This window comes from Nonomuraea jiangxiensis (assembly GCF_900099965.1).
GTDB classification, from domain to species: domain Bacteria; phylum Actinomycetota; class Actinomycetes; order Streptosporangiales; family Streptosporangiaceae; genus Nonomuraea; species Nonomuraea jiangxiensis.
On record NZ_FNDJ01000036.1, the window covers coordinates 18705 to 39280 of the forward strand.

Here is a 20576-nt window from a genome sequence, read left to right on the forward strand (position 1 = left end):
TAGACAAACGGTCCATGTCCGAGCTCACGCTGCTGCTGATCCGGCTAGCCTTCCTGGCGGTGCTGTGGTTTTTCGTCATTGCCGCAGTCGGCGTGATCCGGACTGACTTGTTCGGTTCACGCACGGCTCCGGCAAGCCCGCGCAAGGCAGGGAAACTGGCCAAACCGGTGGCCAAGCCCAAGCCCAAGAAGGGCGAGCCACGCCAGCTCATCGTTACCGGTGGCCCCTTGCAGGGCACCACCATTAACCTCACGGAGACGCCCATCACCATTGGCCGGGCCAATGACGCCACGCTGGTAGTCACCGACGACTACGCTTCCAGCCGGCATGCCCGGCTCTTCCCCCAGGACGGTCAGTGGATCGTGGAAGATCTCGGTTCGACCAACGGCACGTATCTCGACCGCTCGAAAGTCACCCGTCCGACCCCGGTGCCGCTCGGTGTTCCGATCCGCGTCGGCAAGACAGTCATTGAATTGCGCAAATGACCATCGCACTCCGCTACGCCGCCCGCTCGGACGTCGGCCTCCTCCGCGAAGGAAACGAGGACTCGGCGTACGCTAGCGGTCGCCTGCTGGCCGTCGCAGACGGCATGGGCGGGCACGCACACGGCGAGGTGGCGAGCTCTGTCGCCATCGCCGCCATGGCCTCTCTGGAAGAGGCCCAACAGGGGGGTGACCTGCTCAACGCCATCGAGGCAGCAGTACGCGACGCCAACCGCAAGCTGCACGAAATGGTGGGGCGGGATCCCAGCCTCAAAGGCATGGGCACGACTCTCACGGCCATGCTCTGGAACGGCACCCAGGTCGCCCTGGTGCACGTCGGCGACTCGCGCGCCTACCTGCTCAGGCGCGGGGAGCTCTACCAGATCACCCATGACCACACGCTGGTGCAGCAGCTCGTCGACGACGGGCGCATCACACCGGAAGAGGCGGCCACGCATCCGCAGCGCTCGATCCTGCTGCGCGCGCTCGACGGCAGCGGTGAGGTCGATCCCGACCTGACGCTGCGCGAGGCGCAGGTGGGCGACCGCTACCTGCTGTGTTCCGACGGCCTGTCGGGGGTGGTGAGCGCGGAGACGTTGCATGCCACGCTCACCAACATCGACGACCCGGAAGAGGTCGTCCGCCAGCTCATCGACCTGGCGAACCGAGGCGGCGGGCCCGACAACATCACCTGCGTGCTGGCCGACGTGCTCGAGCTCACCGAAGGGCAGCAGGTGCCCACCGAGGCCGCCGTCGTCGGCGCCGCGGGCATGAACCGGCTGCACGGCGGCCCCCCGACAGGTGAGCAGGACGCCCCGCCGGGGCGATCCAACGCGGTGACCGCACCCCAGCCGGTGATCACCGACGACGACCCTGATGAGCCGGTCGCCAAGGCGTCCCGGCGCCAGGGCAGGCGTCGTCGCGTGTGGCCCGTGCTGGTCACCGTACTCGGCGTGGGCATGGTCGTCGTCCTCGGCGGCGGCTACTTTGGATATCGGTGGACTCAGGACCAGTTCTTCGTCGGCGCAAGGGGCGACGAGGTGGTCGTGTTCCAGGGGATCCAGAAGGAGTTGGGCCCGATCTCGCTCTTCCACGTCTCCGAGTCCACCGGCAGGCAGCTCTCCCAGCTCTCGGAGGCGGATCAGGCATTGATCAAGAGCGGGATTCCCGTGACCACCGTGGCCGAGGGCATCACGAAGATCAACGCACTGGAGTTCGCCAAGGATCAGCCGACCGACGAGGCCCAGGCGGAGACGACCGAGTCGCCCACCCCGACCGCAACCGCGACCGCGACGAGGACGAAACGGCAGCAATGAGCGAAGTCGCCGCAGAACCGGTCCCGATGCCGGCCAAACGCCGCGGGGCCCAGTTGATCATGCTCGCCCTCGCGGTGCTGATCGTCCTGGGCGCCTACGCCAACGTGGGCCTGGCGCTCGACGGCACGATTCCGGCGGGCATGCTGACGTACGGTCTGGGCCTGGGCGGCCTGGTGCTGGCCGCCTACCTGGTGCTGGCCAAGTTCGCCCCCTGGGCGGACCCGCTGATCCTGCCGCTGGTGACCCTGGTCAACGGCCTGGGCCTGGTGATGATCTACCGGCTCTCCGAGTCCGACTCGGGACTGCCCTCGGCCGAGCTCGCCTCGCCCAGCTCGCAGCTTCTGTGGACGTTCGTCGGCATCGCGTTCTTCAGCGTCACCCTGATCTTCCTGCGGGACCATCGCGCCCTGCAGCGGCTGACCTACACCGCCGGAGCACTGGGCCTGTTCCTGCTCGTCTCGCCGTTGATCCCGTTCCTCGGCCAGGAGATCAACGGCGCCCGCATCTGGATCGGCATCCCCGGGGTGGGGCAGCTCCAGCCGGCCGAGTTCGCCAAGCTCGCGCTGGTCGTCTTCTTCGCCGGCTACCTGGTGGCCAAGCGGGACGTGCTCGCCCTCGCCGGTCGGCGGCTGCTCTTCATCGACCTGCCACGGGCCCGTGACCTCGGCCCGGTGCTCATCACCTGGGGCGTCAGCCTGGGCGTCCTGGTGATGCAGAAGGACCTGGGCTCCTCGCTGCTGCTGTTCGGCACGTTCATCGCGATGTTGTACATCGCCACCCAGCGCAGCTCCTGGGTGATCATCGGCATTCTGCTCTTCGCGGGCGGCGCCATCCTGGCAGGCATGGTCTTCGACCACGTCCAGCAGCGCTTCGAGGTCTACCTCGACCCCGCCGACCCCAAGCTGTTCGACCAGGTCGGCGGCAGCGCGCAGCTCATGCAGGGCCTGTTCGCGCTGGGCTCGGGCGGCGTTCTCGGCACGGGGCTCGGCCAGGGCAACCCCGACCTGATCCCGCTGGCCTTCTCCGACTTCATCTTCAACGCCACCGGCGAGGAGATCGGGCTGACCGGCCTGATGGCGCTGCTGATGGTCTACGCGCTGATCGTCGAGCGCGGCCTGCGCACTTCGCTGGCGGCCCGCGACCCGTTCTCCAAGCTGCTGGCGGGCGGCCTGTCGTTCATCCTGGCCTGGCAGGTGTTCATCATCGTCGGCGGCGTGACCAACCTCATCCCCCTGACCGGCCTGGTCACCCCGTTCATGTCACAGGGTGGCTCAGCACTGCTGGCTAACTGGATCCTTATCGCACTCTTGGTACGCATGTCAGACGCGGCGCGGCGGCCCCCGCCCCAGGCGATCCAGAACGAAGGACTGACGCAGGTGTTCCAGCGATGAACAGCACTCTGAAGCGCGCGGCGGTGGCCTGCCTGGCCATGTTCGCGCTTCTGATGATCAATGTGAACTACCGGCAGGCGATCGCCGCCGACGAGCTGCGCAACGACGCCCGCAACCAGCGCAACTTCTACGAGCGTTACGCGATCGAGCGCGGCCGCATCACCGCCGGCGGCAAGGTGATCGCCCAGTCCGTCGAGACCAAGGACAAAAACTTCCGGTTCGTCCGTCAGTACCCGGACGGCAAGCTCTACGCGCACGTCGTCGGCTTCTTCTCGCCCGAGAGCGCGGGCGCGATCGAGGCCAGCGAGAACAAGCTGCTCGACGGCTCCAGCGCGGACCTGCTGCTGCGGCGGAGCATCGACCTGTTCACCGGCGAGCCGGCCAAGGGCGCCAACGTCGACCTCACCATCAACCCGCAGGCTCAGAAGGCGGCCTACGACGGGCTGCGGCAGACCGGCAACCGGGGCGCCGTCATCGCGCTCGACCCGAAGACGGGCGCCATCCTGGCCATGGTCTCGCTGCCCACCTACGACCCCAACGAGCTGTCGGGCACCGACCGGGGCAAGGTCTTCCCGCGCTACGACGAGCTGGCCAAGGACAAGGGCCAGCCGCTGCTCAACCGTACGATCAACCAGACCTACCCGCCGGGCTCCACGTTCAAGGTGGTGACCACGGCCGCCTTCCTGGAGGACGACTCCTCGCGCGGGCCGGAGACCACCGTGCCGGCGCCGCAGCGGCTGCCGCTGCCCAACACCACCATCAGCCTGCCCAACTACGGCGGCTCGGCCTGCGGCAGCGGCCAGGTGACGCTGGTGTTCGCGCTGGAGCAGTCGTGCAACACGCCGTTCGCCAAGATCGGCATGGACCTGGGCTACGACAAGCTGCAGGAGCAGGCGGCCAAGTTCGGCATGGGTACGCAGGTCGGCATCCCGATGGACGTGTCCAAGAGCAGCTTCGGCGCGCGCGAGGACGACGCGGCGCTCGCCATGGCCTCCATCGGGCAGCGCAGCAACCAGATGACGCCGCTGCAGATGGCCATGATCGCCGCGGGCATCGCCAATGACGGCAAGGTGATGAAGCCGTACCTGGTCAACAAGATCACCGACGCCAAGGGCGACACGGTGGAGGACGCCTCGCCCGAGGAGCTGTCGGAGGCGATCAGCTCCGACTCGTCGCGCAAGCTGCGCGACATGATGGTGAGCGTCGTCCAGAACGGCACGGCGAACCTGGCGCAGGTTCCGGGCGTCCAAGTAGGTGGTAAGACGGGCACCGCGGAGACCGCAGACGGCCGGCCGCCGCACGCCTGGTTCATCTCCTTCGCACCGGCGGACGACCCGAAGGTGGCCCTGGCGATCATCGTCGAGTCGGGCGCCGCCAAAGTCGGCGCGGAGGCCACCGGCGGGCACACCGCCGCGCCGATCGCCAAGGCCGTGCTGGAGGCGGTGCTGAAGTGAGTGACGGTACCCTGCTGGACCATGCGGCTTCGTAACCGCTACCTTCTGCTCGCCCGCATCGCCACCGGCGGTATGGGCGAGGTGTGGCGTGCCCAGGACGAGCTGCTCGGCCGCGAGGTCGCGGTGAAGATCCTGCGCAGCCACATCCACGCCGACCCCACGTTCCTGGAGCGGTTCCGCAACGAGGCCAGGCTCACGGCGGCGCTGGCCGATCCCGGGATCGCACAGGTCTTCGACTACGGCGAAGAGAACGACCTCGCCTATCTGGTGATGGAGCTGGTGCACGGCGAGCCGCTGTCGGCGATCCTGGCCCGCAACGGCCTGCTCGGGCCCGAGGTGGCGCTCGACGTGGTCTATCAGACGGCCAAGGCTCTGCACGTCGCCCACTCCGCCGGGATCATCCACCGCGACGTCAAGCCCGGCAACCTGCTGGTCACGCCCGAGGGCACGATCAAGGTGACGGACTTCGGCATCGCGCGGGCCCTGGAGGCGGCGCCGGTGACGCAGACCGGGACGGTGCTGGGCACGGCCCAGTACGTCAGCCCCGAGCAGGCCCAGGGTTTCCAGCTCACGCCGTCGACCGACCTCTACTCGCTCGGTGTGGTGGCCTACGAGTGCCTGGCGGGGCGCACGCCGTTCCAGGGCGACAGCCAGGTGGCCATCGCGCTGCAGCACCTCAACCAGGTGCCGCCGCCGCTCGGCGTGGACGTGCCGGCTCCGGTGCGCGACCTCGTCATGGCGCTGCTGGGCAAGGAGCCCGCGCAGCGGCCTGGCACGGCGCTGGAGGTGGCCGACCGGGCCTACGTGCTGCGCGAATCGCTCGCCGGTGCCGAGCACGTTCCCGAGCTCAGCATGTTCACCGACCCCGGCGGCTTCCGCGTACGCGAGCCGTCGCCGGAGGACGAGCGGACCACCGACAGCCTCGCCCCGGAGACCGCGCTGCAGTCGAGGGCGGCCAGGGGCCGGCGGGGCGCCAGGACGCTGGCCCTGGTCGCCACGGCCGGCTGTGTGGCCGCGGTGGGGTTGAGCGCGATGACGTTCGCCAACCGCGATCAGCAGCCCACGCCACCGCCCCGGGTGGCCGAGCCCAGCGATTCGCCGACGCTGACGCCCGAGCAGCTCAGGCCGTCGAAGACGAGAACGCACACCCGGCGGCCGTCGGCCGTTCCGGTGAAGTCGCCAAAGCCAATACCCTCCCAACCGTCGCGGTCGGCTACGGTAAGCAAGTCGGCAACTCCTACCAACAAGCCGACACCGAAACCCACCCCGACCACCCGAACCCCAACACCCACGCCAACCCCAACGCCCACTGATACACCGACAACTCCGACACCCGCCTCGCCGGACCCGGGTGAGACAAACCCGCCGAAGGAGGAGACGTGATGCGCTACGGGGTCGATGATGGACACCGGCGGCCCCCCGAGCAGGCCGGTACCCAAGATGAACGGTAAGGGACAGTGCAGGAAATGACTCAGCCTCGGCTACTCGGAGGTCGCTACGAGCTCGACGGTGTCGCCGGGCGTGGCGGCATGGCCGAGGTGTATCGTGCCCGAGACATCCGGCTGGACCGCGTAGTCGCGATCAAGACCCTCCGGTCCGACCTGGCGCGTGACCACACCTTCCAGGCCAGGTTCCGCCGTGAGGCGCAATCGGCGGCCTCCCTGAACCACCCGGCGATCGTCGCTGTCTACGACACCGGCGAAGACGTCACCGACGGTGTTCCCGTGCCGTACATCGTGATGGAATATGTCGACGGCAGGACCCTGCGTGACCTGCTGCGCCAGGATCGGCGGTTGCTGCCCGAGCGCGCGGTCGAGTTGGTGGACGGCATTTTGCGGGCCCTCGACTACAGCCATCGTGGCGGCATCGTGCACCGCGACATCAAGCCGGCCAACGTGATGATCACGCGGGCGGGCGACGTCAAAGTGATGGACTTCGGCATCGCTCGCGCGATGGCCGGCTCCGAGGCCACGATGACGCAGACGGCCCAGGTGATCGGCACCGCCCAATACCTGTCGCCGGAGCAGGCGCGGGGCGAGCGGGTGGACGCGCGTAGCGACATCTACTCCACCGGCTGCCTCCTGTACGAGCTGCTGACCGGTCAACCACCGTTCACCGGCGACTCCCCCGTCGCCATCGCCTACCAGCACGTCCGGGAAGACCCGATCCCGCCGTCCCAGATCGACCGGGAGATCCCGGCGTGGGCGGACGCGATCGTGCTCAAGGCCATGGCCAAGGACCCGGCCCACCGCTACCAGAGCGCGGGCGAGATGCGGGCCGACATCCAGCGGGCGATGTCCGGCATGCCGGTCGACGCCCAGACGATGGCGATGACCGGCAACTACAGCCAGGGCACCCGCATGATGACGGCCACCCAGGCGGCCCAGGGCCCGGCCACGCAGCGCACCGGCGCCGTCCCGCCCTACGAATACGGTGACGGGTCCGGCGGAGGCCGCGGCGGGCGGCGCAGGGCGAACAGCGGTGGCGGCAACGGGCTCAAGACCGCGCTGTGGATCATCATCCCGCTGCTGATCATCGGTGCGTTCGTGACGGTCGGCTACGTGGTGTTCGGCTCCAAGGGCGCCACGACCGACACGCAGATCGCGATTCCGTCCCTGGAGACACAGGAGCGGAAATACGCCGAGGATCAGCTCAAGGCGCAGGGACTCAGCGTCCAGGTGGTGGAGGAGCCCAGCTCCGACGTCAAGAAGGGCATCGTCATCAGGACGGAGCCCGAGGCGGGCACCAAGGTGGACAAGGGCTCCGCCGTCAAGCTGGTCGTGTCCAAGGGCCCGGAGAAGGTCACGGTGCCCGACGGCCTCATCGGCCTCTCCCAGGCGGAAGCCCTGAAGGCGCTGGAGGACGCGGAGCTGCAGGGGACCGTCAAGACCCGAAGCTCCACCAAGGAACAGGGCACGGTCATCGCGACCGACCCCAAGTCCGGCGAGTCGATCGAGAAGGGCGGCACCGTCACGCTCTTCGTGCCCAAGGAGCTGGGCGAGGTGCCCAACCTGGTCGGGCTGACCCAGGAGGACGCCACCGCGCAGATCAAGGCCGCCAACTTCAGGGTCAAGGTCTCCGAGGCGCCGAGCGACCAGCCGGCCGGCACGGTCATCCAGCAGAACCCGCCCGAGGGTTCCACGCAGCCGCCCAACACCACCATCACGATCGTGGTGTCCACCGGGCCTGAGCAGTCGTTCCCGTCGCCGACCGAGGACTTCCCGACGGAGGACGTGCCGACGGACCAGCAAACGGAATTCCCGTCCGACGAGCCGACGGAGGACAACCCGCTCGACGGCGGGTCCGACCGCGGCGACAACGGGGACTTCGGAGGCTGACGATCCGGCGAAGGGCCGCCCGGCGGGCGGCCCTTCCGCATGTGCGGGCACAGCCGTACAAAAAGGAACGCCCCCGCCGCTCGGGGGCAACGGCGGGGACGCTCACATGTAAGTCGCCGTACGCCGGACGTTCGTTACACGATTCCGCGGAGCCAATTCTCCAGCAGCCGGTGGCCGTGCTCCGACAGGACGGACTCGGGATGGAACTGGATGCCTTCGACGGGTGCCCGGCGGTGGCGCAGGCCCATGATGACGCCGTCCTCGGTGCGGGCGGTCACGTCGAGGACGTCGGGCACGGTCTCCGGCAGCACGGCGAGCGAGTGGTAGCGGGTCATCCGCACCGGTGACGGCAGCGCCTCGAACACGCCCTTGCCGTCGTGGCGGACGGCGCTGGTCCTGCCGTGTACGAGCTCCGGCGCGCGGGACACGGTGGCACCGCAGGCGACGGCGATGGCCTGGTGGCCCAGGCAGACGCCGAGCAGCGGCCGGTGGTGCTCGACCGCGTGGTGGACCAGGGGCACGCTCACACCGGCCGCCTCCGGGGTGCCGGGCCCCGGGCTTACGAGCACGGCGTCGAAGCCGTCGGCGTCGCGCACGCGTACGTCGTCGCGCGGCCGCACGTCGCAGTCGGCGCCCAGCCGGCGCAGGTACTGGACGATGGTGTGGACGAAGCTGTCATGGTTGTCCACGACCAGCACGCGGCTCATTTCCTTACGGTCACCTCGTCAACCGGCACCATGGGTTCGAAGAGCGGGAACACGGCATACCAGAGTACGGCCACCACGGCGATGACCAGCACCGCGGCCGTCAGCACCCTGATGGGCAGGCTGCCGGGCAGCTTGCGCCAGAGCCAGGCGTACATGGTCATGCCTCCCCAGGGTCGGTCTCTTTCGGTTCGGTCTCCTTGAGGACGCCGTAGACGATGAGGCGCTCGGCGGCCGAGTATTCCGGGTGGCAGGTGGACAGCGTGATGACGGCGCGGATGGGGCGGATGTCGGGCTTGCCGGGCACGGGGGCCAGCACGTCCACCTCGTCGGGCTCCACGATGTCCTGGGCGGTGACCCGGTAGGTGTAGCGGGCCTCGCGGGCCTCCACGACGATCTCGTCGTCGCGTTCGAGCTCGTCGATCTCGTTGAACGGGGCCGCGTACGTGGTCCGGTGGCCGGACAGCACGAAGTTGCCGATCTGGCCGGGCATGGCGGTGCCCGGATAGTGGCCAGGGCCCTTCCTCAGGTGCTCGGCGTCGACGCCTTCGACCACCGCGTACTGGTAGTCGCGGCCCAGCCGGGGGATGCGCAGCAGCGCGAGGGCCTGGCCGGGCCGCGGTCGGATCGGTTTCTCGGCCTCGAGCTCGCGCTGGAGCAGCCGCTGCTGGCCCTGGGTGTAGGAGCCGGTGCCCCAGAGCAGATAGGCGCAGAACAGCATGAGGATCAGGCCCGCGGTGATGCTCGTCTCCCCCGCGGTCCGGAGCGTGGCCCGCATGCGGTCAGCGTATTCGGCAGAGAAGCGGCAACTGGGGATCGCCATGACATGCGCGTGGCGACTATCCTTGGCAAGCTTCAACTACGCTTACCGAAGAGCCTGTGGACGATCCGGATGCCCAGGCCCTCAGCAGGAGTTATCCAGTGCCCAAGCCCAAGGCTCGCAAGAAGGCGGTCTACACCCCGCCGCAGAGGTCCCAGCAGGTCAAGGTCAGCCCGCGCTGGCTGGCACCCACGATGGTCGTCGCATGGATCATCGGCATCCTGTGGATCGCGATCTATTACGTCGCCCCACAGGCGCCCTTCTTCAGCGACCTCCAGAACTGGAACCTGCTGATCGGGTTTGTTTTCATCATCTTCGGTGTGGTGCTTTCCACCCGCTGGCGTTAGTTCTTTCCACAGTCTTTTCCACAGCCTGGGGAAGCTCAGCGCAGCATGCTGAGGATCGCCGGGACGCGCACCAGCACGAGCGCCACCAGCACGACCAGCGTTCCGGCGATGGCCAGCGCGTGCCACAGCGCCCTGTTCCTCGCCGGGGCGTAGGCCAGCGCCGCGGCCAGGAGCGTGCCGGTGACCAGGCCGCCGACGTGGCCGGTCCAGCTGATGCGGGCGCTGCTGATCAGCGGGAACACGAAGGTGATCGCCAGGTTGAGCGCGATGATCACGGTGATGCCGCGTACGTCGAGGTTGAGCCTGCGGCCCACCACGAACACGGCGCCGAACATCCCGAAGACGGCTCCCGAGGCGCCGACCGTCGCCGTGTTCTCCGGGTCCATCCACATGCCGAGCACCGAGCCGCCCAGCGCGCTGAGCACGTAGAGGGCCGCGAAACGGGTGTGCCCGAACGCTCGCTCCAGGTACGGGCCGATCACGAAGATGGCCCAGCCGTTGAAGAGGATGTGGATGAGGTCGGAGTGCACGAGGGCCACGGTGACCAGCCGGTAGTAATCACCGATGGCCACTCCGATGGGCCACATCTGCAGCACGCTGGTGACGAGGCCGCCCGCGAGCAGCTGGCCGGCGAAGGCCAGGGCGGTGAGACCCAGGATCGTCCAGGTGACGTAGGGGGTGCGGACGAGGTTGCCGCCGAAGGTGGACTTGGCCTGGCGGATGCCTCGGTTGCCCTCGCTCACGCACTCGGGGCACTGGAAGCCGACGGCGGCGTCACGCATGCAGTCGGGGCAGATGGGCCGCTCGCAACGCTGGCAGCGGACCCACGTCTCCTTGGCGGGATGCCGGTAGCAGGTGGGGACCGCCTCAGCAGGCTGCTCTGGCTGAGGGGGCGGGCTGGGCGGCTGGCTGGTCATGACCGAAGCCTATGGTGTGCGCGAGGGCGCCGCGTCGGCACACGAACGGCCGTTCCCGCGGACACCAGCACCCGCTGACCCACGCGGGACACCCGCACCCGGTGACCCACGGGGAACGCGCCCGGACCCGGTCACCCCACCGGCGGGACGCCCGCACTCCGGGACCCACCGCAGGGCGCCCGTTCAAGGGGGCGGCACCCTACCGGGCTGTGGACGCGCGTAACACGCCTGTGTGGGGCGCTGACGGCTTGTGGGAGGTTGTGTAATGCCTCGGGGGCTTTGCGGTTGTCACGGGCGCTCTGGTGAGCGCCGGGCGTGAGCCGCGGGCGGGCGGTCCCCACCGGCCGGAGGGACGGGTCGTGATCCGTCCCCGCGGGGCAGGACCGCCCAGGCCCGATCGGTCCGCGAGTCAGGACTGGACGCGGTCGATGGTGACCGACTCCAGGACGACCTCCTCCACCGGGCGGTCGCGACGGTCGGTGCTGGTCTTGGCGATGGCGTCCACCACGTCCTGGCCCTCGATCACCTCACCGAAGATCGAGTGCTTGCCGTTGAGGTGCGGCGTCGGCACGACCGTGATGAAGAACTGCGACCCGTTGGTGCCCTTGCCGAAGCGGATGCCCGCATTGGCCATGGCCAGCAGGTACGGGCGGTTGAAGTAGAGCTCCGGGTGGATCTCGTCGTCGAACTCGTAGCCGGGACCGCCAGTGCCCTGGCCCAGGGGGTCGCCGCCCTGGATCATGAAGCCGGAGATGACCCGGTGGAAGATCGTGCCGTCGTAGTAGCGGCCGGTGCCCTTCTCACCGGTGGCCGGGTCCGTCCATTCGCGGCTGCCCTCGGCCAGCTCGACGAAGTTCCGTACGGTCTTGGGAGCTCGGTTGGGGAAGAGCTCGACCTTGATATTTCCGCGATTCGTCTGCAGATTCGCGATCAGCTTCTCAGCCACGAGACAGCTGCCCCCCTCATGCACAGGATTGGATTTGTCGTGTTTTGAGAACTATGGCCGTTCGGCCTCCTGGGCCATCCTCCCACGGTTGGCCATGATTGAGCCGCCTTGTCCAGGGAAGGTCAGGCTCGGGGCCCCAAGGACAGGGGAGGTTGTCGTGTCCCTGACACAGAGAAAACGCCGTGTGGTCATGGAAATCCCGGCCACATGGATGGGCCGGGCAAAGGCCCGGGCCGTAAGAACCGGTTATCGGATGGCGCCGATGGCGGACCAGGCCAAGGTGGTCGCCGCCCAGCGCATCGAAGACGCCCGCTACTGGGCTGCGCCGCGGCTGGAGTCCGCGGCTCAAGGGTTCGAAGCACAGGTCGCGCCCAAGGTCAGCTCGATGCTGTCCGCGGCGGCCAGGCGGATCGACCCCACGCCGGCACGCTCGCGGCGGTGGCCGATGCTCATGCTGCTGACAGGCGTCGCGGTGGGCGCCATGGGTTACATGTTCTACCGCCGTAACGCGCAGCAGTGGACCGAGCACATGAAGGACTCCGCCTCCGACGCGTCACGCTGGGTCGGCGAGAAGGCCGACAGGACCGCCGAGTCCGCCAATCGGATGGCGACCGAGGTGTCGAACAAGGCGGAAAACACGTCTCGCAAGATGTCGTGATTTTCGGCTAAGGATCGACGAAAGGCGCGCCCTCGTACCGAACGGGGGCGCGCCTTCCGTCGTTGCCTGAATTCTTCAGGTCGGCCTTACGCGGGCTAGGGCACGCTGGGCGATGTGCGAGTGCTACTGGTGGAAGACGAGGAACGGCTGGCCGACCTGGTCAAGGGTGGGCTGGCCGGCGAGGGCTTCGCGGTGGACGTGGCGCACGACGGCCGTGACGGCCTGTGGATGGCCACCGAGAACACGTACGACGTGATCGTCCTGGACGTGATGCTGCCCAGGCTGAACGGGTACGCGATCTGCGCCAGGCTGCGCGAGTCGGGCGACTGGACGCCGATCATGATGCTCACCGCCAAGGACGGCGCCTACGACGAGGCCGAGGCGCTCGACAACGGCGCCGACGACTACCTGGCCAAGCCGTTCTCGTACGTGGTGCTGCTGGCGAGGTTGCGGGCGCTGGTACGGCGGGGCGGGCGGGAGCGCCCGGTGGCGATCGCCGTGGGTGACCTGGTGATCGACCCGGCCGGGTTGCGGTGCCGCCGGGGTGAGGCGGAGATCGGGCTGACGCCGAAGGAGTTCGCGGTGCTGCACGCGCTGGCACGCCGGCCCGGCGAGGTGGTCTCCAAGAGCGAGCTGCTGGCCCAGGCGTGGGACTTCTCCTACGACGGCGACCCGAACATCGTCGAGGTCTACATCAGCGCGTTACGCCGCAAGATCGACCTGCCCTTCGGCAGGACCAGCCTCCTGACGGTCCGCGGGGCCGGCTACCGGCTGGAGGCGACGTGACGGCCCGGTGGCCGGGGGCGGCGGTGCTGTCGTCCGTACGGCTGCGGGCGACGGCGGCGGCCACGCTCGTGGTGGCCCTGGCGCTGGGAGGCGTGGCCCTGGCGCTGGTCACGGCGCTGCGCGGCACCCTGGAGAGCAGCGCGGACGCCGAGGCGGCCAAGAAGGCCGCGGCCGCGGCGCCGTACGTGGAGACACGGAAGGTCGGGCCGGGCCAGGTCAAGCCCCCTCAGGAGGAGGGCAAGCTGATCATGCGGCACGACGGCACGGTGACCAAGGTCGCCGATCCGGACGTGCTGCTGACCAAGGGCAGGACCGCTGTGACCAAACCCCTGCCCGACGACGGGATCGGCGGATGGGCGAAGCCGGACGAGTATGCCGTGGCCGCGCGCAAGGTGAGCACGGCGACCGGGCCCGCCGTGCTGTGGTCACGGGTCTCGCTGGAAGGGGTGGCGCAGGCACTACAGACGCTGTACGCCGCGCTGCTGCCCGGCGTGCCCGCCGTGCTGCTCGTGGTGGCGGGGATGACCTGGCTCTCGATGGGCCGCGCGCTGGCCCCGGTGGCCGCGATCAGGGCCAAGCTCGCCCACATCACCGCCCGCGACCTGCACCAGCGGGTGCCCGTACCGGACTCGAAGGACGAGATCGCGGCGCTGGCCACCACCGTCAACGGCACGCTCGACCGGCTGGAGACGGCCGTGGAGCGGCACAAGAGGTTCGTCGCGGACGCGGCGCACGAGCTGCGCAGCCCCATCGCCACCCTGCGCGCCCGCCTGGAGCTGGCCGAGCCCAGCGAGCTCACCCAGGAGGCGCTGGCCGACGTCGAACGCCTGCAGCACCTGGCCGCCGACCTCCTCCTGCTGGCCAAGCTGGACGCGGGCGAGCCGCTGCGGGCCGCCGAGCTGGACCTGGGCCAGGTGGCCGCCGAGGAGGCACTGCGCCGGGGCTCGGCCCGGCGGCGGCCCGAGGTCCGGATGGAGCTGGACATCGAGCCGGACGTGGTGATGCGGGGCTCACGTGCGCACCTCGACCGGCTGGTGACGAACCTGACCGACAACGCGGTCCGGCACGCCGCCTCCACCGTGCGCGTACGTGTGCGCGCCGAGCACCACCAGGCGGTGCTGGAGGTGCTCGACGACGGCCCCGGCATCCCGCCCGAGCAGCGCGAGGCGGTGTTCGACCGCTTCACCAGGCTGGACGAGGCCCGCGCCAGGGACGCGGGCGGCGCGGGCCTCGGGCTGCCGATCGCGCGGGACATCGCGGTCCTGCACGACGGATCGCTGGTGTACGGCGGGTCGGGATTCGTCGCGAAATTTCCGTTGAAGCCCGCCTGAGACTACGGAAGGAGCCGCGACGGGCAGCCCAGCCGTTCCCCGAGCGCGGTCAAGCCCTCGGCGAACGTCTGCCGGGTGCGTGCCCCGAACCCGACGAAGAACCGGTTGGCCAGCGGCACCCCCCAGCCCAACCGGTCGGCCACGTTGTAGACGCGCAGGACCACCCGCGCGCCCTCGGGGTGCGCGGTGACCGACCATTCGCCGCGATACCACCATCCGCCCTGGTAGGCCACGGTGTGGTCACCGAGCTCGGTGGTCATCTCGTAGGCCGGCCGGTCGTCCAGCAGGGCCCGCCACACCCGCTCGACCGGCGCCGCGACCACGCCCTCCACCTCCGTGAGGAGCCGCTTCCTCATGGCCGGCTCACCCGGGTGTTCTGGAAGGAGGCGAAGCGCCAGCCGTCCGGGGTGCGTACCGCGGTGAAGGTGACGATGGAGTCGCGGCCGGGGTCGGGGCGGCCGTCGACCGTCGAGCCGCCGCCCGAGACCACCAGGGCCACGTCGTCGGACAGGGCCCTGATCTGCGGCTCCGGCCCGCCCTCGGTCAGCTTGATCGGGGTCCTGAACAGCTCCTTGTGCACGTCCTCGATGGCCTGCCTGCCCTTGAGGTGCAGGCCGAAGAACGTGATGTAGTCGGCGTCCGGCGTGAACAGCTCGGCGTAGGCCCTGGCGTCCCCGGCGTTCCAGGTTTCCCCCAGCCGCGCGAGCAGGCGGACGATCTCTGTGGACATGGCACAGCTCCCTCTGTCGCGGCGCCTATCCTGTGAGTGCGAACCCGGGCAGGGCAGGCGCCTTGTTCGGTTGTTCGGCCGCCGGGGTGTTGGCGCACCCCGGCGGCCTCTTCTTTCACATTTCGGTCCCTGGTGGCTGGACGGTGGTCGCCCAGTCGAGCTCCCCCCGGTCCAGTCGGTCGAGCACACTCTGGATCCAGCCCAGCTCGGCGGTGTAGAGCGCCTGCTCGCACTCCACCTCAAGCATGAGGATCGCGGGCAGGCCGCTCTCGGCGGTCGCCCGCAGGTGGGCCCGCATCCCGGCGAGCAGGCCCTCGATCGTGGCCGCCCGGGCGCGCAACGCGCTCCGCGCCTCCGCCGGCGGCAGGCAGCCGAGCAGCGAGACGGCCGCCACGAGCGCGCGCCGGTCGGGCTCGGGCTGCTCCAGCAGCCGGCGCAGCCGGGTGACCAGCTCTCCGCGGCCCTCGTCGGTGATCTCGTAGACCGTGCGCTCCGGCCTGCGGCCCTCGCGGTCGGTCTTGGCGGGCACGATCAGCTCGTCCCTGGCCAGCCGCTCGACCGCGTGGTAGAGGCTGCGCGGCAGGCCGGTGATGTAGTCCTTGTGCGTGTCGAGGATGAATCGGTGCAGCTCGTAGGGGTGGCTGGGGCGCACGGTGAGCATGGCCAGCACGGTCAGGCCGACCAGGTCGTGGCCACGCGCCATGTTGCCCCCTTCCATATTGCAATTTGCAATATAGCCTGGCGCTCGGCTAGCCGTCGAGTTGTGTGAACGCCCTGGCGATCGCCTGCCTGGTCACGTCCTCCTCGTAGGGGAAGAGCTTGATCAGGTCGCGCAGCCCCTCCACGTGCGCCCGCTTGGCCAGCTCCGCCACCAGGGTCAGCTCGTCGTGCTGCGCCCACGCGAACTCCCGGCCCACCACCGCGCCGTGCCCCGGCACGATCACCTGCCCGGGCAGCTCGTCCAGCATCGCCGCCGTCGTCACCGGCCAGTCCAGCGGGTACGAGTCCCCGAACGCCGGCGGCGCCCCCTCCTCCACCAGGTCACCGGCGAAGACCACCCCCGCGTCGGGAACGTAGGCGACCACGTCGTTGCTGCTGTGCCCGAGCCCGAAATGCCGCAGGCGCACGGTACGGCCGCCGATGTCGAGATCGGCCGCGGCGGTGAACGTGTGGTCCGGCGGCACGATCGTGACCTCCTCGAACTCCTCCCGCCGCTCGGGCCGGGACTCGACCATGCCGGCGCGATGCCGCTCGCCCCACTCCGCGATCTCCTCGGCGCACCTCACGTGGCCCCAGATCTCGGCGGGACGGAAGAGGGCGTTGCCGAAGTAGTGGTCGAAGTGGGAGTGGCTGTTGACGACCGTCCACGGGCTGGGCGTGATCCGCCTGATCGAATCGACCAGGTCGGCCGCCTCGCGGTGCGAACCGCGCGTGTCGACCACCAGACAGTGGCCCTCGCCCACGACCAGGCCCACGTTCAGGTCGAACGACTCATGGCGCCGGACGTAGACCCGGTCGCCGACTTCCTGCCACTCGTTCATGCCAACGAACCCTACTTTTAGGATCAGGCTATGGCATATGACTTCCAGGTCGTCATCGACACCAGCGACCCGCACGCGCTGGCGGACTGGTGGGCCGACGCGCTCGGATGGCAGGTGGAGCCGCAGGACGAGGCGTTCATCCGCCAGATGATCGAGAAGGGCCATGCCACCGGTGACGACACGACCCGGCACAACGGGGCGCTGGTATGGAAGTCGGGCGCGGCCATCCGGCACCCCGCCGGTCTCGAACGCGCGCCGCGCGTGCTGTTCCAGCTCGTGCCCGAGCCGAAGACGGTCAAGAACCGCGTGCACCTCGACGTCCGGGTGGGCGCCAACAACATCGAGCCCGTGGTCGAGCGGCTCACCGCCAGGGGCGCCAAGGTCCTGCACCGCGGCCGGCAGGGGCCGCTCTGGTGGATCACCATCGCCGACCCCGAGGGCAACGAACTCTGCATCACCTGATCAGCTCGGACACCACCGTGGCGGCCATCGGTTCATGGGGCCGCGCGGCGGAACTCCAGGCCCTCGAACGTGCTCGACGTACGCCACCGGTCCAGGTAGGCGAAATAAGCCGTCGCCCCGTGCGGGTAACCGGCGTTCAGCCGCCAGCGCGGCCCGAGCTCCTGGCCCTCGTTGTTGTAGTAGCCCGGCGTGCAGTCCGGCGACCCCAGCAGCGGGCCCGTGCCCGACAGCAGCAGCTCGATCCAGGCGTCCTCGGCCTCCTTGGTGACCTCGATCTCGTCGAACCCGTGGTCGAGCGCGTGCTTGATCATCACGGCGATCGTCCTGCCCGCCTCGGTCAGGTTGTGCGGGATGTTGGAGATGAGGTTCGCGCCCTGGGTCGGCTGGACGAAGAAGGCGTTCGGGAATCCGTGCACGTGGATGCCGTGCAGCGTGCGCATGCCCTCCGCCCAGCGCTCCGACAGCCTGACCCCGTCACGGCCGGTCAGGTCGTAGTTCGCCCGGCGGGTGTAGTCGGTGCCCACCTCGAAGCCGGAGGCGTAGATGACGCAGTCGACCTCGTACTCCCGGCCGGCCGCGACCACTCCGCGCTCCGTGATCCGCTCCACGCCCCGGCCGTCGGTGTCCACGAGGTGCGTGCCCGGCACGTTGTAGGACTGCAGGTATTCGTCGTGGAAGCAGGGGCGCTTGCACAGCTGGCGATACCACGCCTTCAGCCGCCGCGCGGTCTCCGGGTCCGCGACGATGGCGTCGACGCGACCGCGGATCTCCTCCATCTTCTCGTGGTCGGACTCCTCGTAGGCGGCCTGCATCCTGGCCATGGTGCGGTCCTCCGGGGCCAGGGCGTCGATCCTGGCGCGCACCCGGCGGGAGAGGTCGGTCCAGCCGTCCATGACCAGGTCCTCGTCGGCCGGGCCGCCGCTCTGGTTGGCGGTGAAGTTCTCCAGCCAGCGCTGCTGCCAGCCCGGCGTCGCCATCTGCGCGAACCAGGCGGGGTCGGTCGGGCGGTTGTCCCGTACGTCCACCGACGAGGGCGTGCGCTGGAACACGTACAGCTCGGCGCACGCCCACGCCAGATGCGGCACGCACTGGACGGCCGTCGCGCCGGTCCCGATGATGGCCACCCGCTTGTCGGCCAGCCGGTCCATGGGCGCGCCCGCAGGGTCGCCGCCCGTGTAGGCGTAGTCCCAGCGGCTCGTGTGGAACGAATGTCCCTGGAAGGAGTGGATGCCCGGGATGCCGGGGAGTTTCGGCACGTGCAGCGGGCCGATGCCCATGGCGACGAACTGGGCGGTGAAGTCGTCGCCGCGGTTGGTGCGGATGTGCCAGCGGGAGCGAGCTCCGTCCCATTCGAGGCTCAGCACCTCGGTGTGGAAGAGCGCGTTGTCGTACAGGCCGAACTGCTTGCCGATGCGGCGGCAGTGCTCCAGGATCTCGGGGGCGTGCGCGTACTTCTCGGTGGGCATGTGGCCGGTCTCTTCGAGCAGCGGCATGTACACGAACGAGGCCGTGTCGCACTGCGCGCCCGGGTAGCGGTTCCAGTACCAGGTGCCGCCGAAGTCGCCGCCCTTCTCGACGACGCGCACATCCTCGACGCCGGCCTCCTTCAGCCGCGCGCCGGTGACGAGTCCGGCGAAGCCGCCGCCGACGACCGCGACCGTCACGTGGTCGGTCCTGGGCTCGCGCTCGGTCACCGGGGTGTACGGGTCGTCGAGGTAGTGCGCGAAGCGGCCGGTCAGGCGCTGGTACTGGTCGTTGCCGTCCGGCCGCAGCCGCTTGTCGCGCTCTTCGCGATATTTCTGGCGAAGAGCCTCAATGTCGAGGGCGGGGCGATCGGCGACGGTCATGCATCCTCCGAGTGCCGGGACACTGGGTTCCTGAGCTCAATTTCAGAATGTCATTCGGTATCGGAGTGAGGCAAGTACCACAACCCGGCGCCCGGAGAGCCACTATGGTGGGATTTCGGACACACGAGGAAGCTGATCTACCTTGGCCCATCGCGCGCTGGTCATCGCCATGCTGCCGGCGATCGGGCTGCGGGTGCTCGTGATCCTCGGCTTCCCGCCGGCGCTGCTCTTCTACGGCGACTCCTTCGCCTTCCTGAGCGAGGACCTCGCACCCGGCACGGCCCGGCCGTCCGGATACTCCCTGCTGCTGGCCCTGCTGCGGCCCGCGCACAGCCTCACGCTCGTGACGGTCCTGCAGCACCTGCTGATGCTGGCGCTCGCGGTGGCGGTCTACGCGCTGCTGCGGCGCCGCGGGCTGCCCGGCTGGGGCGCGGCCCTGCTGGTCACCCCGATCCTGTACGACGAGTTCAATCTGCTGCTGGAGCACATGATCATGGCGGACGCCGTGTTCATCGTGCTGGTCGGAGCCGCCGTCGTGCTCCTGGTGTGGCGGGTCTCGCCGGCCACCGCGGCCGTGGGCGGGCTGCTGCTCGGGCTCGCCGGGATCACCAGGACGGTCGGCCTGCCGCTGCTCATCCTGGCGGCCGCTTACCTGCTGGTCAGGAGATACGGCTGGCGCCCGCTGCTGGCGTTGCTGGTGGCCGGGGCGATCCCGCTGGGCGCGTACGCCACCTGGATGAAGGTGGAGAAGGGCAAGTTCGGTCTCACCGAGGCCGACGGGAACTTCCTGTGGTCCAGGACCATGAGCTTCGCCGACTGCGGGGTGATCAAACCGCCGGAGCGGCTGGCCGTGCTCTGCCCGACGATGCCGGTCGAGCAGCGGCCCTACCCGCCGCACTGGTTGTGGGAGAGCTTCTCGCCGCTGCTCAAGGTGCCGGGGACGGCCCATCGCAACGAGCTCGCCGGGCAGTTCGCGCAGCGGGCCATCCTGGCGCAGCCGGGTGACTATCTGGCGGCCGTGGCGACCGATCTCACGCAGTTGCTGCGCTGGGAGCGTACGGCGGTGGAGGAGAAGACGCCGTACAAGCTGCCCAGGTCCGAGCGCCCGATCAACGAGTCGGTGCGTGGCGTCGCCGAGTCGTACGAGGCGGGGCCGGCCGCCACCCGGGTCGTGGAGCCGTTCGCCGGCTGGTTGCGCGCCTACCAGCGCTTCGGCTACGTGCCCTTCCCGCTGCTCGTGGTGGCCCTGGTCGGCGCGCTGGTGGCGGCGCTGGTGCGGCGGCGCTGGGACGCGCTGCTGCCCGGGCTCGCGGCGCTCGCGCTGGTCGCCTCGCCGCCGTTCCTGGCCGCCTATGACGTGCGGTACGTGATCCCGGCGATCCCGCTGGTCTGCCTGGCGGTGGGGCTGGTGCTCGGCGGCCGGTCGCGACCGGCGAGCGGGTCCGCCGCGTCCCACCGGGCGACCGCCGAGGCGAGCCGCTCGGCCCCTGCCTAGGCGCCCCCGAG

Annotated in this window: 22 protein-coding genes; 12 read left to right on the forward strand and 10 right to left on the reverse strand. The window is 69.6% G+C overall.

Going from position 1 to position 20576, the window contains the following annotated elements; all coding sequences use genetic code 11:
- The first annotated feature begins 14 nt into the window (after positions 1 to 14).
- The 6 genes from BLS95_RS46930 (at position 15) to pknB (ending at position 7981) form a co-directional block, all read left to right on the forward strand.
- Positions 15 to 485 carry an FHA domain-containing protein FhaB/FipA gene (locus BLS95_RS46930; RefSeq protein WP_090946112.1) on the forward strand — a complete coding sequence of 157 codons (471 nt, stop codon included), beginning with the start codon at positions 15 to 17 and terminating at the stop codon, positions 483 to 485.
- Entirely contained in the window at positions 482 to 1798 is a 1317-nt protein-coding gene (locus tag BLS95_RS46935; RefSeq protein WP_090946113.1) for a Stp1/IreP family PP2C-type Ser/Thr phosphatase, read from the forward strand. The genes BLS95_RS46930 and BLS95_RS46935 overlap by 4 nt, the downstream gene beginning before the upstream one ends.
- Entirely contained in the window at positions 1795 to 3189 is a 1395-nt protein-coding gene (locus BLS95_RS46940; protein WP_090946114.1) for an FtsW/RodA/SpoVE family cell cycle protein, read from the forward strand. The genes BLS95_RS46935 and BLS95_RS46940 overlap by 4 nt, the downstream gene beginning before the upstream one ends.
- A complete protein-coding gene (locus BLS95_RS46945; RefSeq protein ID WP_090946115.1) occupies positions 3186 to 4643 on the forward strand; it encodes a peptidoglycan D,D-transpeptidase FtsI family protein in 1458 nt (485 codons plus the stop codon). Before BLS95_RS46940 ends, BLS95_RS46945 begins: the two co-directional genes overlap by 4 nt.
- Positions 4644 to 4664: 21 nt before the next feature.
- Complete coding sequence (locus BLS95_RS46950; protein ID WP_090946187.1) at positions 4665 to 6026, forward strand: serine/threonine-protein kinase; 1362 nt, start codon at positions 4665 to 4667, stop codon at positions 6024 to 6026.
- A gap of 83 nt (positions 6027 to 6109) precedes the next feature.
- Complete coding sequence (pknB, locus tag BLS95_RS46955; RefSeq protein ID WP_090946116.1) at positions 6110 to 7981, forward strand: Stk1 family PASTA domain-containing Ser/Thr kinase; 1872 nt, start codon at positions 6110 to 6112, stop codon at positions 7979 to 7981.
- A gap of 134 nt (positions 7982 to 8115) precedes the next feature.
- On the opposite strand, the gene BLS95_RS46960 is transcribed toward pknB, so the two are convergent.
- Genes BLS95_RS46960 through BLS95_RS46970 form a run of 3 tightly spaced genes read right to left on the reverse strand, consistent with a single transcriptional unit; the run spans position 8116 to position 9463 of the window.
- On the reverse strand, positions 8116 to 8688 hold the full coding sequence (locus BLS95_RS46960) for an anthranilate synthase component II (RefSeq protein WP_090946117.1): 573 nt from the start codon (positions 8686 to 8688) through the stop codon (positions 8116 to 8118).
- A complete protein-coding gene (locus tag BLS95_RS56390) occupies positions 8685 to 8849 on the reverse strand; it encodes a hypothetical protein (RefSeq protein WP_176993767.1) in 165 nt (54 codons plus the stop codon). Before BLS95_RS56390 ends, BLS95_RS46960 begins: the two co-directional genes overlap by 4 nt.
- Positions 8846 to 9463, reverse strand: a complete 618-nt coding sequence (locus BLS95_RS46970) for a class E sortase (protein ID WP_090946189.1) — start codon at positions 9461 to 9463, stop codon at positions 8846 to 8848. Before BLS95_RS46970 ends, BLS95_RS56390 begins: the two co-directional genes overlap by 4 nt.
- Before the next feature lie 143 nt (positions 9464 to 9606).
- On the opposite strand from BLS95_RS46970, the gene BLS95_RS46975 reads away from it, so the two are divergent.
- The gene (locus BLS95_RS46975) at positions 9607 to 9852 is read left to right on the forward strand and encodes a cell division protein CrgA (RefSeq protein WP_090946118.1); all 246 of its coding nucleotides are present in this window, start codon (positions 9607 to 9609) and stop codon (positions 9850 to 9852) included.
- A gap of 35 nt (positions 9853 to 9887) precedes the next feature.
- Here the strand turns inward: BLS95_RS46975 and BLS95_RS46980 are convergent, their stop codons facing one another.
- Both BLS95_RS46980 and BLS95_RS46985 read right to left on the reverse strand, forming a co-directional pair.
- A complete protein-coding gene (locus BLS95_RS46980) occupies positions 9888 to 10769 on the reverse strand; it encodes a rhomboid family intramembrane serine protease (RefSeq protein WP_090946119.1) in 882 nt (293 codons plus the stop codon).
- Between the two features lie 409 nt (positions 10770 to 11178).
- Positions 11179 to 11715: a peptidylprolyl isomerase gene (locus BLS95_RS46985; protein ID WP_090946120.1), complete on the reverse strand. Its 537-nt coding sequence runs from the start codon at positions 11713 to 11715 to the stop codon at positions 11179 to 11181.
- Positions 11716 to 11977: 262 nt separating this feature from the next.
- Between BLS95_RS46985 and BLS95_RS46990 the strand changes: the two genes are divergently transcribed.
- From BLS95_RS46990 to BLS95_RS47000, 3 genes are all read left to right on the forward strand, one after another.
- Positions 11978 to 12373, forward strand: coding sequence for a YtxH domain-containing protein (locus tag BLS95_RS46990; RefSeq protein ID WP_090946121.1), 396 nt, complete (start codon positions 11978 to 11980; stop codon positions 12371 to 12373).
- Between the two features lie 114 nt (positions 12374 to 12487).
- The gene (locus BLS95_RS46995; protein ID WP_090946122.1) at positions 12488 to 13159 is read left to right on the forward strand and encodes a response regulator transcription factor; all 672 of its coding nucleotides are present in this window, start codon (positions 12488 to 12490) and stop codon (positions 13157 to 13159) included.
- Entirely contained in the window at positions 13156 to 14490 is a 1335-nt protein-coding gene (locus BLS95_RS47000) for a sensor histidine kinase (protein WP_245765711.1), read from the forward strand. Before BLS95_RS46995 ends, BLS95_RS47000 begins: the two co-directional genes overlap by 4 nt.
- Before the next feature lie 2 nt (positions 14491 to 14492).
- Here BLS95_RS47000 and BLS95_RS55025 read toward each other — a convergent pair whose 3' ends face one another.
- The 4 genes from BLS95_RS55025 to BLS95_RS47020 form a co-directional block, all read right to left on the reverse strand.
- Entirely contained in the window at positions 14493 to 14846 is a 354-nt protein-coding gene (locus tag BLS95_RS55025) for a hypothetical protein (protein WP_143044195.1), read from the reverse strand.
- A complete protein-coding gene (locus BLS95_RS47010; RefSeq protein ID WP_090946123.1) occupies positions 14843 to 15220 on the reverse strand; it encodes an SgcJ/EcaC family oxidoreductase in 378 nt (125 codons plus the stop codon). Before BLS95_RS47010 ends, BLS95_RS55025 begins: the two co-directional genes overlap by 4 nt.
- 115 nt (positions 15221 to 15335) lie before the next feature.
- Positions 15336 to 15923, reverse strand: a complete 588-nt coding sequence (locus BLS95_RS47015) for a PadR family transcriptional regulator (RefSeq protein ID WP_090946124.1) — start codon at positions 15921 to 15923, stop codon at positions 15336 to 15338.
- Positions 15924 to 15969: 46 nt separating this feature from the next.
- Positions 15970 to 16761, reverse strand: a complete 792-nt coding sequence (locus BLS95_RS47020; protein ID WP_090946125.1) for an MBL fold metallo-hydrolase — start codon at positions 16759 to 16761, stop codon at positions 15970 to 15972.
- Between the two features lie 30 nt (positions 16762 to 16791).
- Here BLS95_RS47020 and BLS95_RS47025 point away from each other — a divergent pair, with 30 nt between their 5' ends.
- Positions 16792 to 17223: a VOC family protein gene (locus tag BLS95_RS47025; RefSeq protein WP_090946126.1), complete on the forward strand. Its 432-nt coding sequence runs from the start codon at positions 16792 to 16794 to the stop codon at positions 17221 to 17223.
- Positions 17224 to 17255: 32 nt separating this feature from the next.
- On the opposite strand, the gene BLS95_RS47030 is transcribed toward BLS95_RS47025, so the two are convergent.
- Positions 17256 to 19070 (reverse strand): flavin-containing monooxygenase, encoded by a 1815-nt coding sequence (locus BLS95_RS47030; protein WP_090946127.1) that lies wholly within the window; start codon positions 19068 to 19070, stop codon positions 17256 to 17258.
- Positions 19071 to 19212: 142 nt separating this feature from the next.
- Here BLS95_RS47030 and BLS95_RS47035 point away from each other — a divergent pair, with 142 nt between their 5' ends.
- Entirely contained in the window at positions 19213 to 20565 is a 1353-nt protein-coding gene (locus BLS95_RS47035) for a hypothetical protein (protein WP_090946128.1), read from the forward strand.
- Positions 20566 to 20576 lie beyond the last annotated feature (11 nt).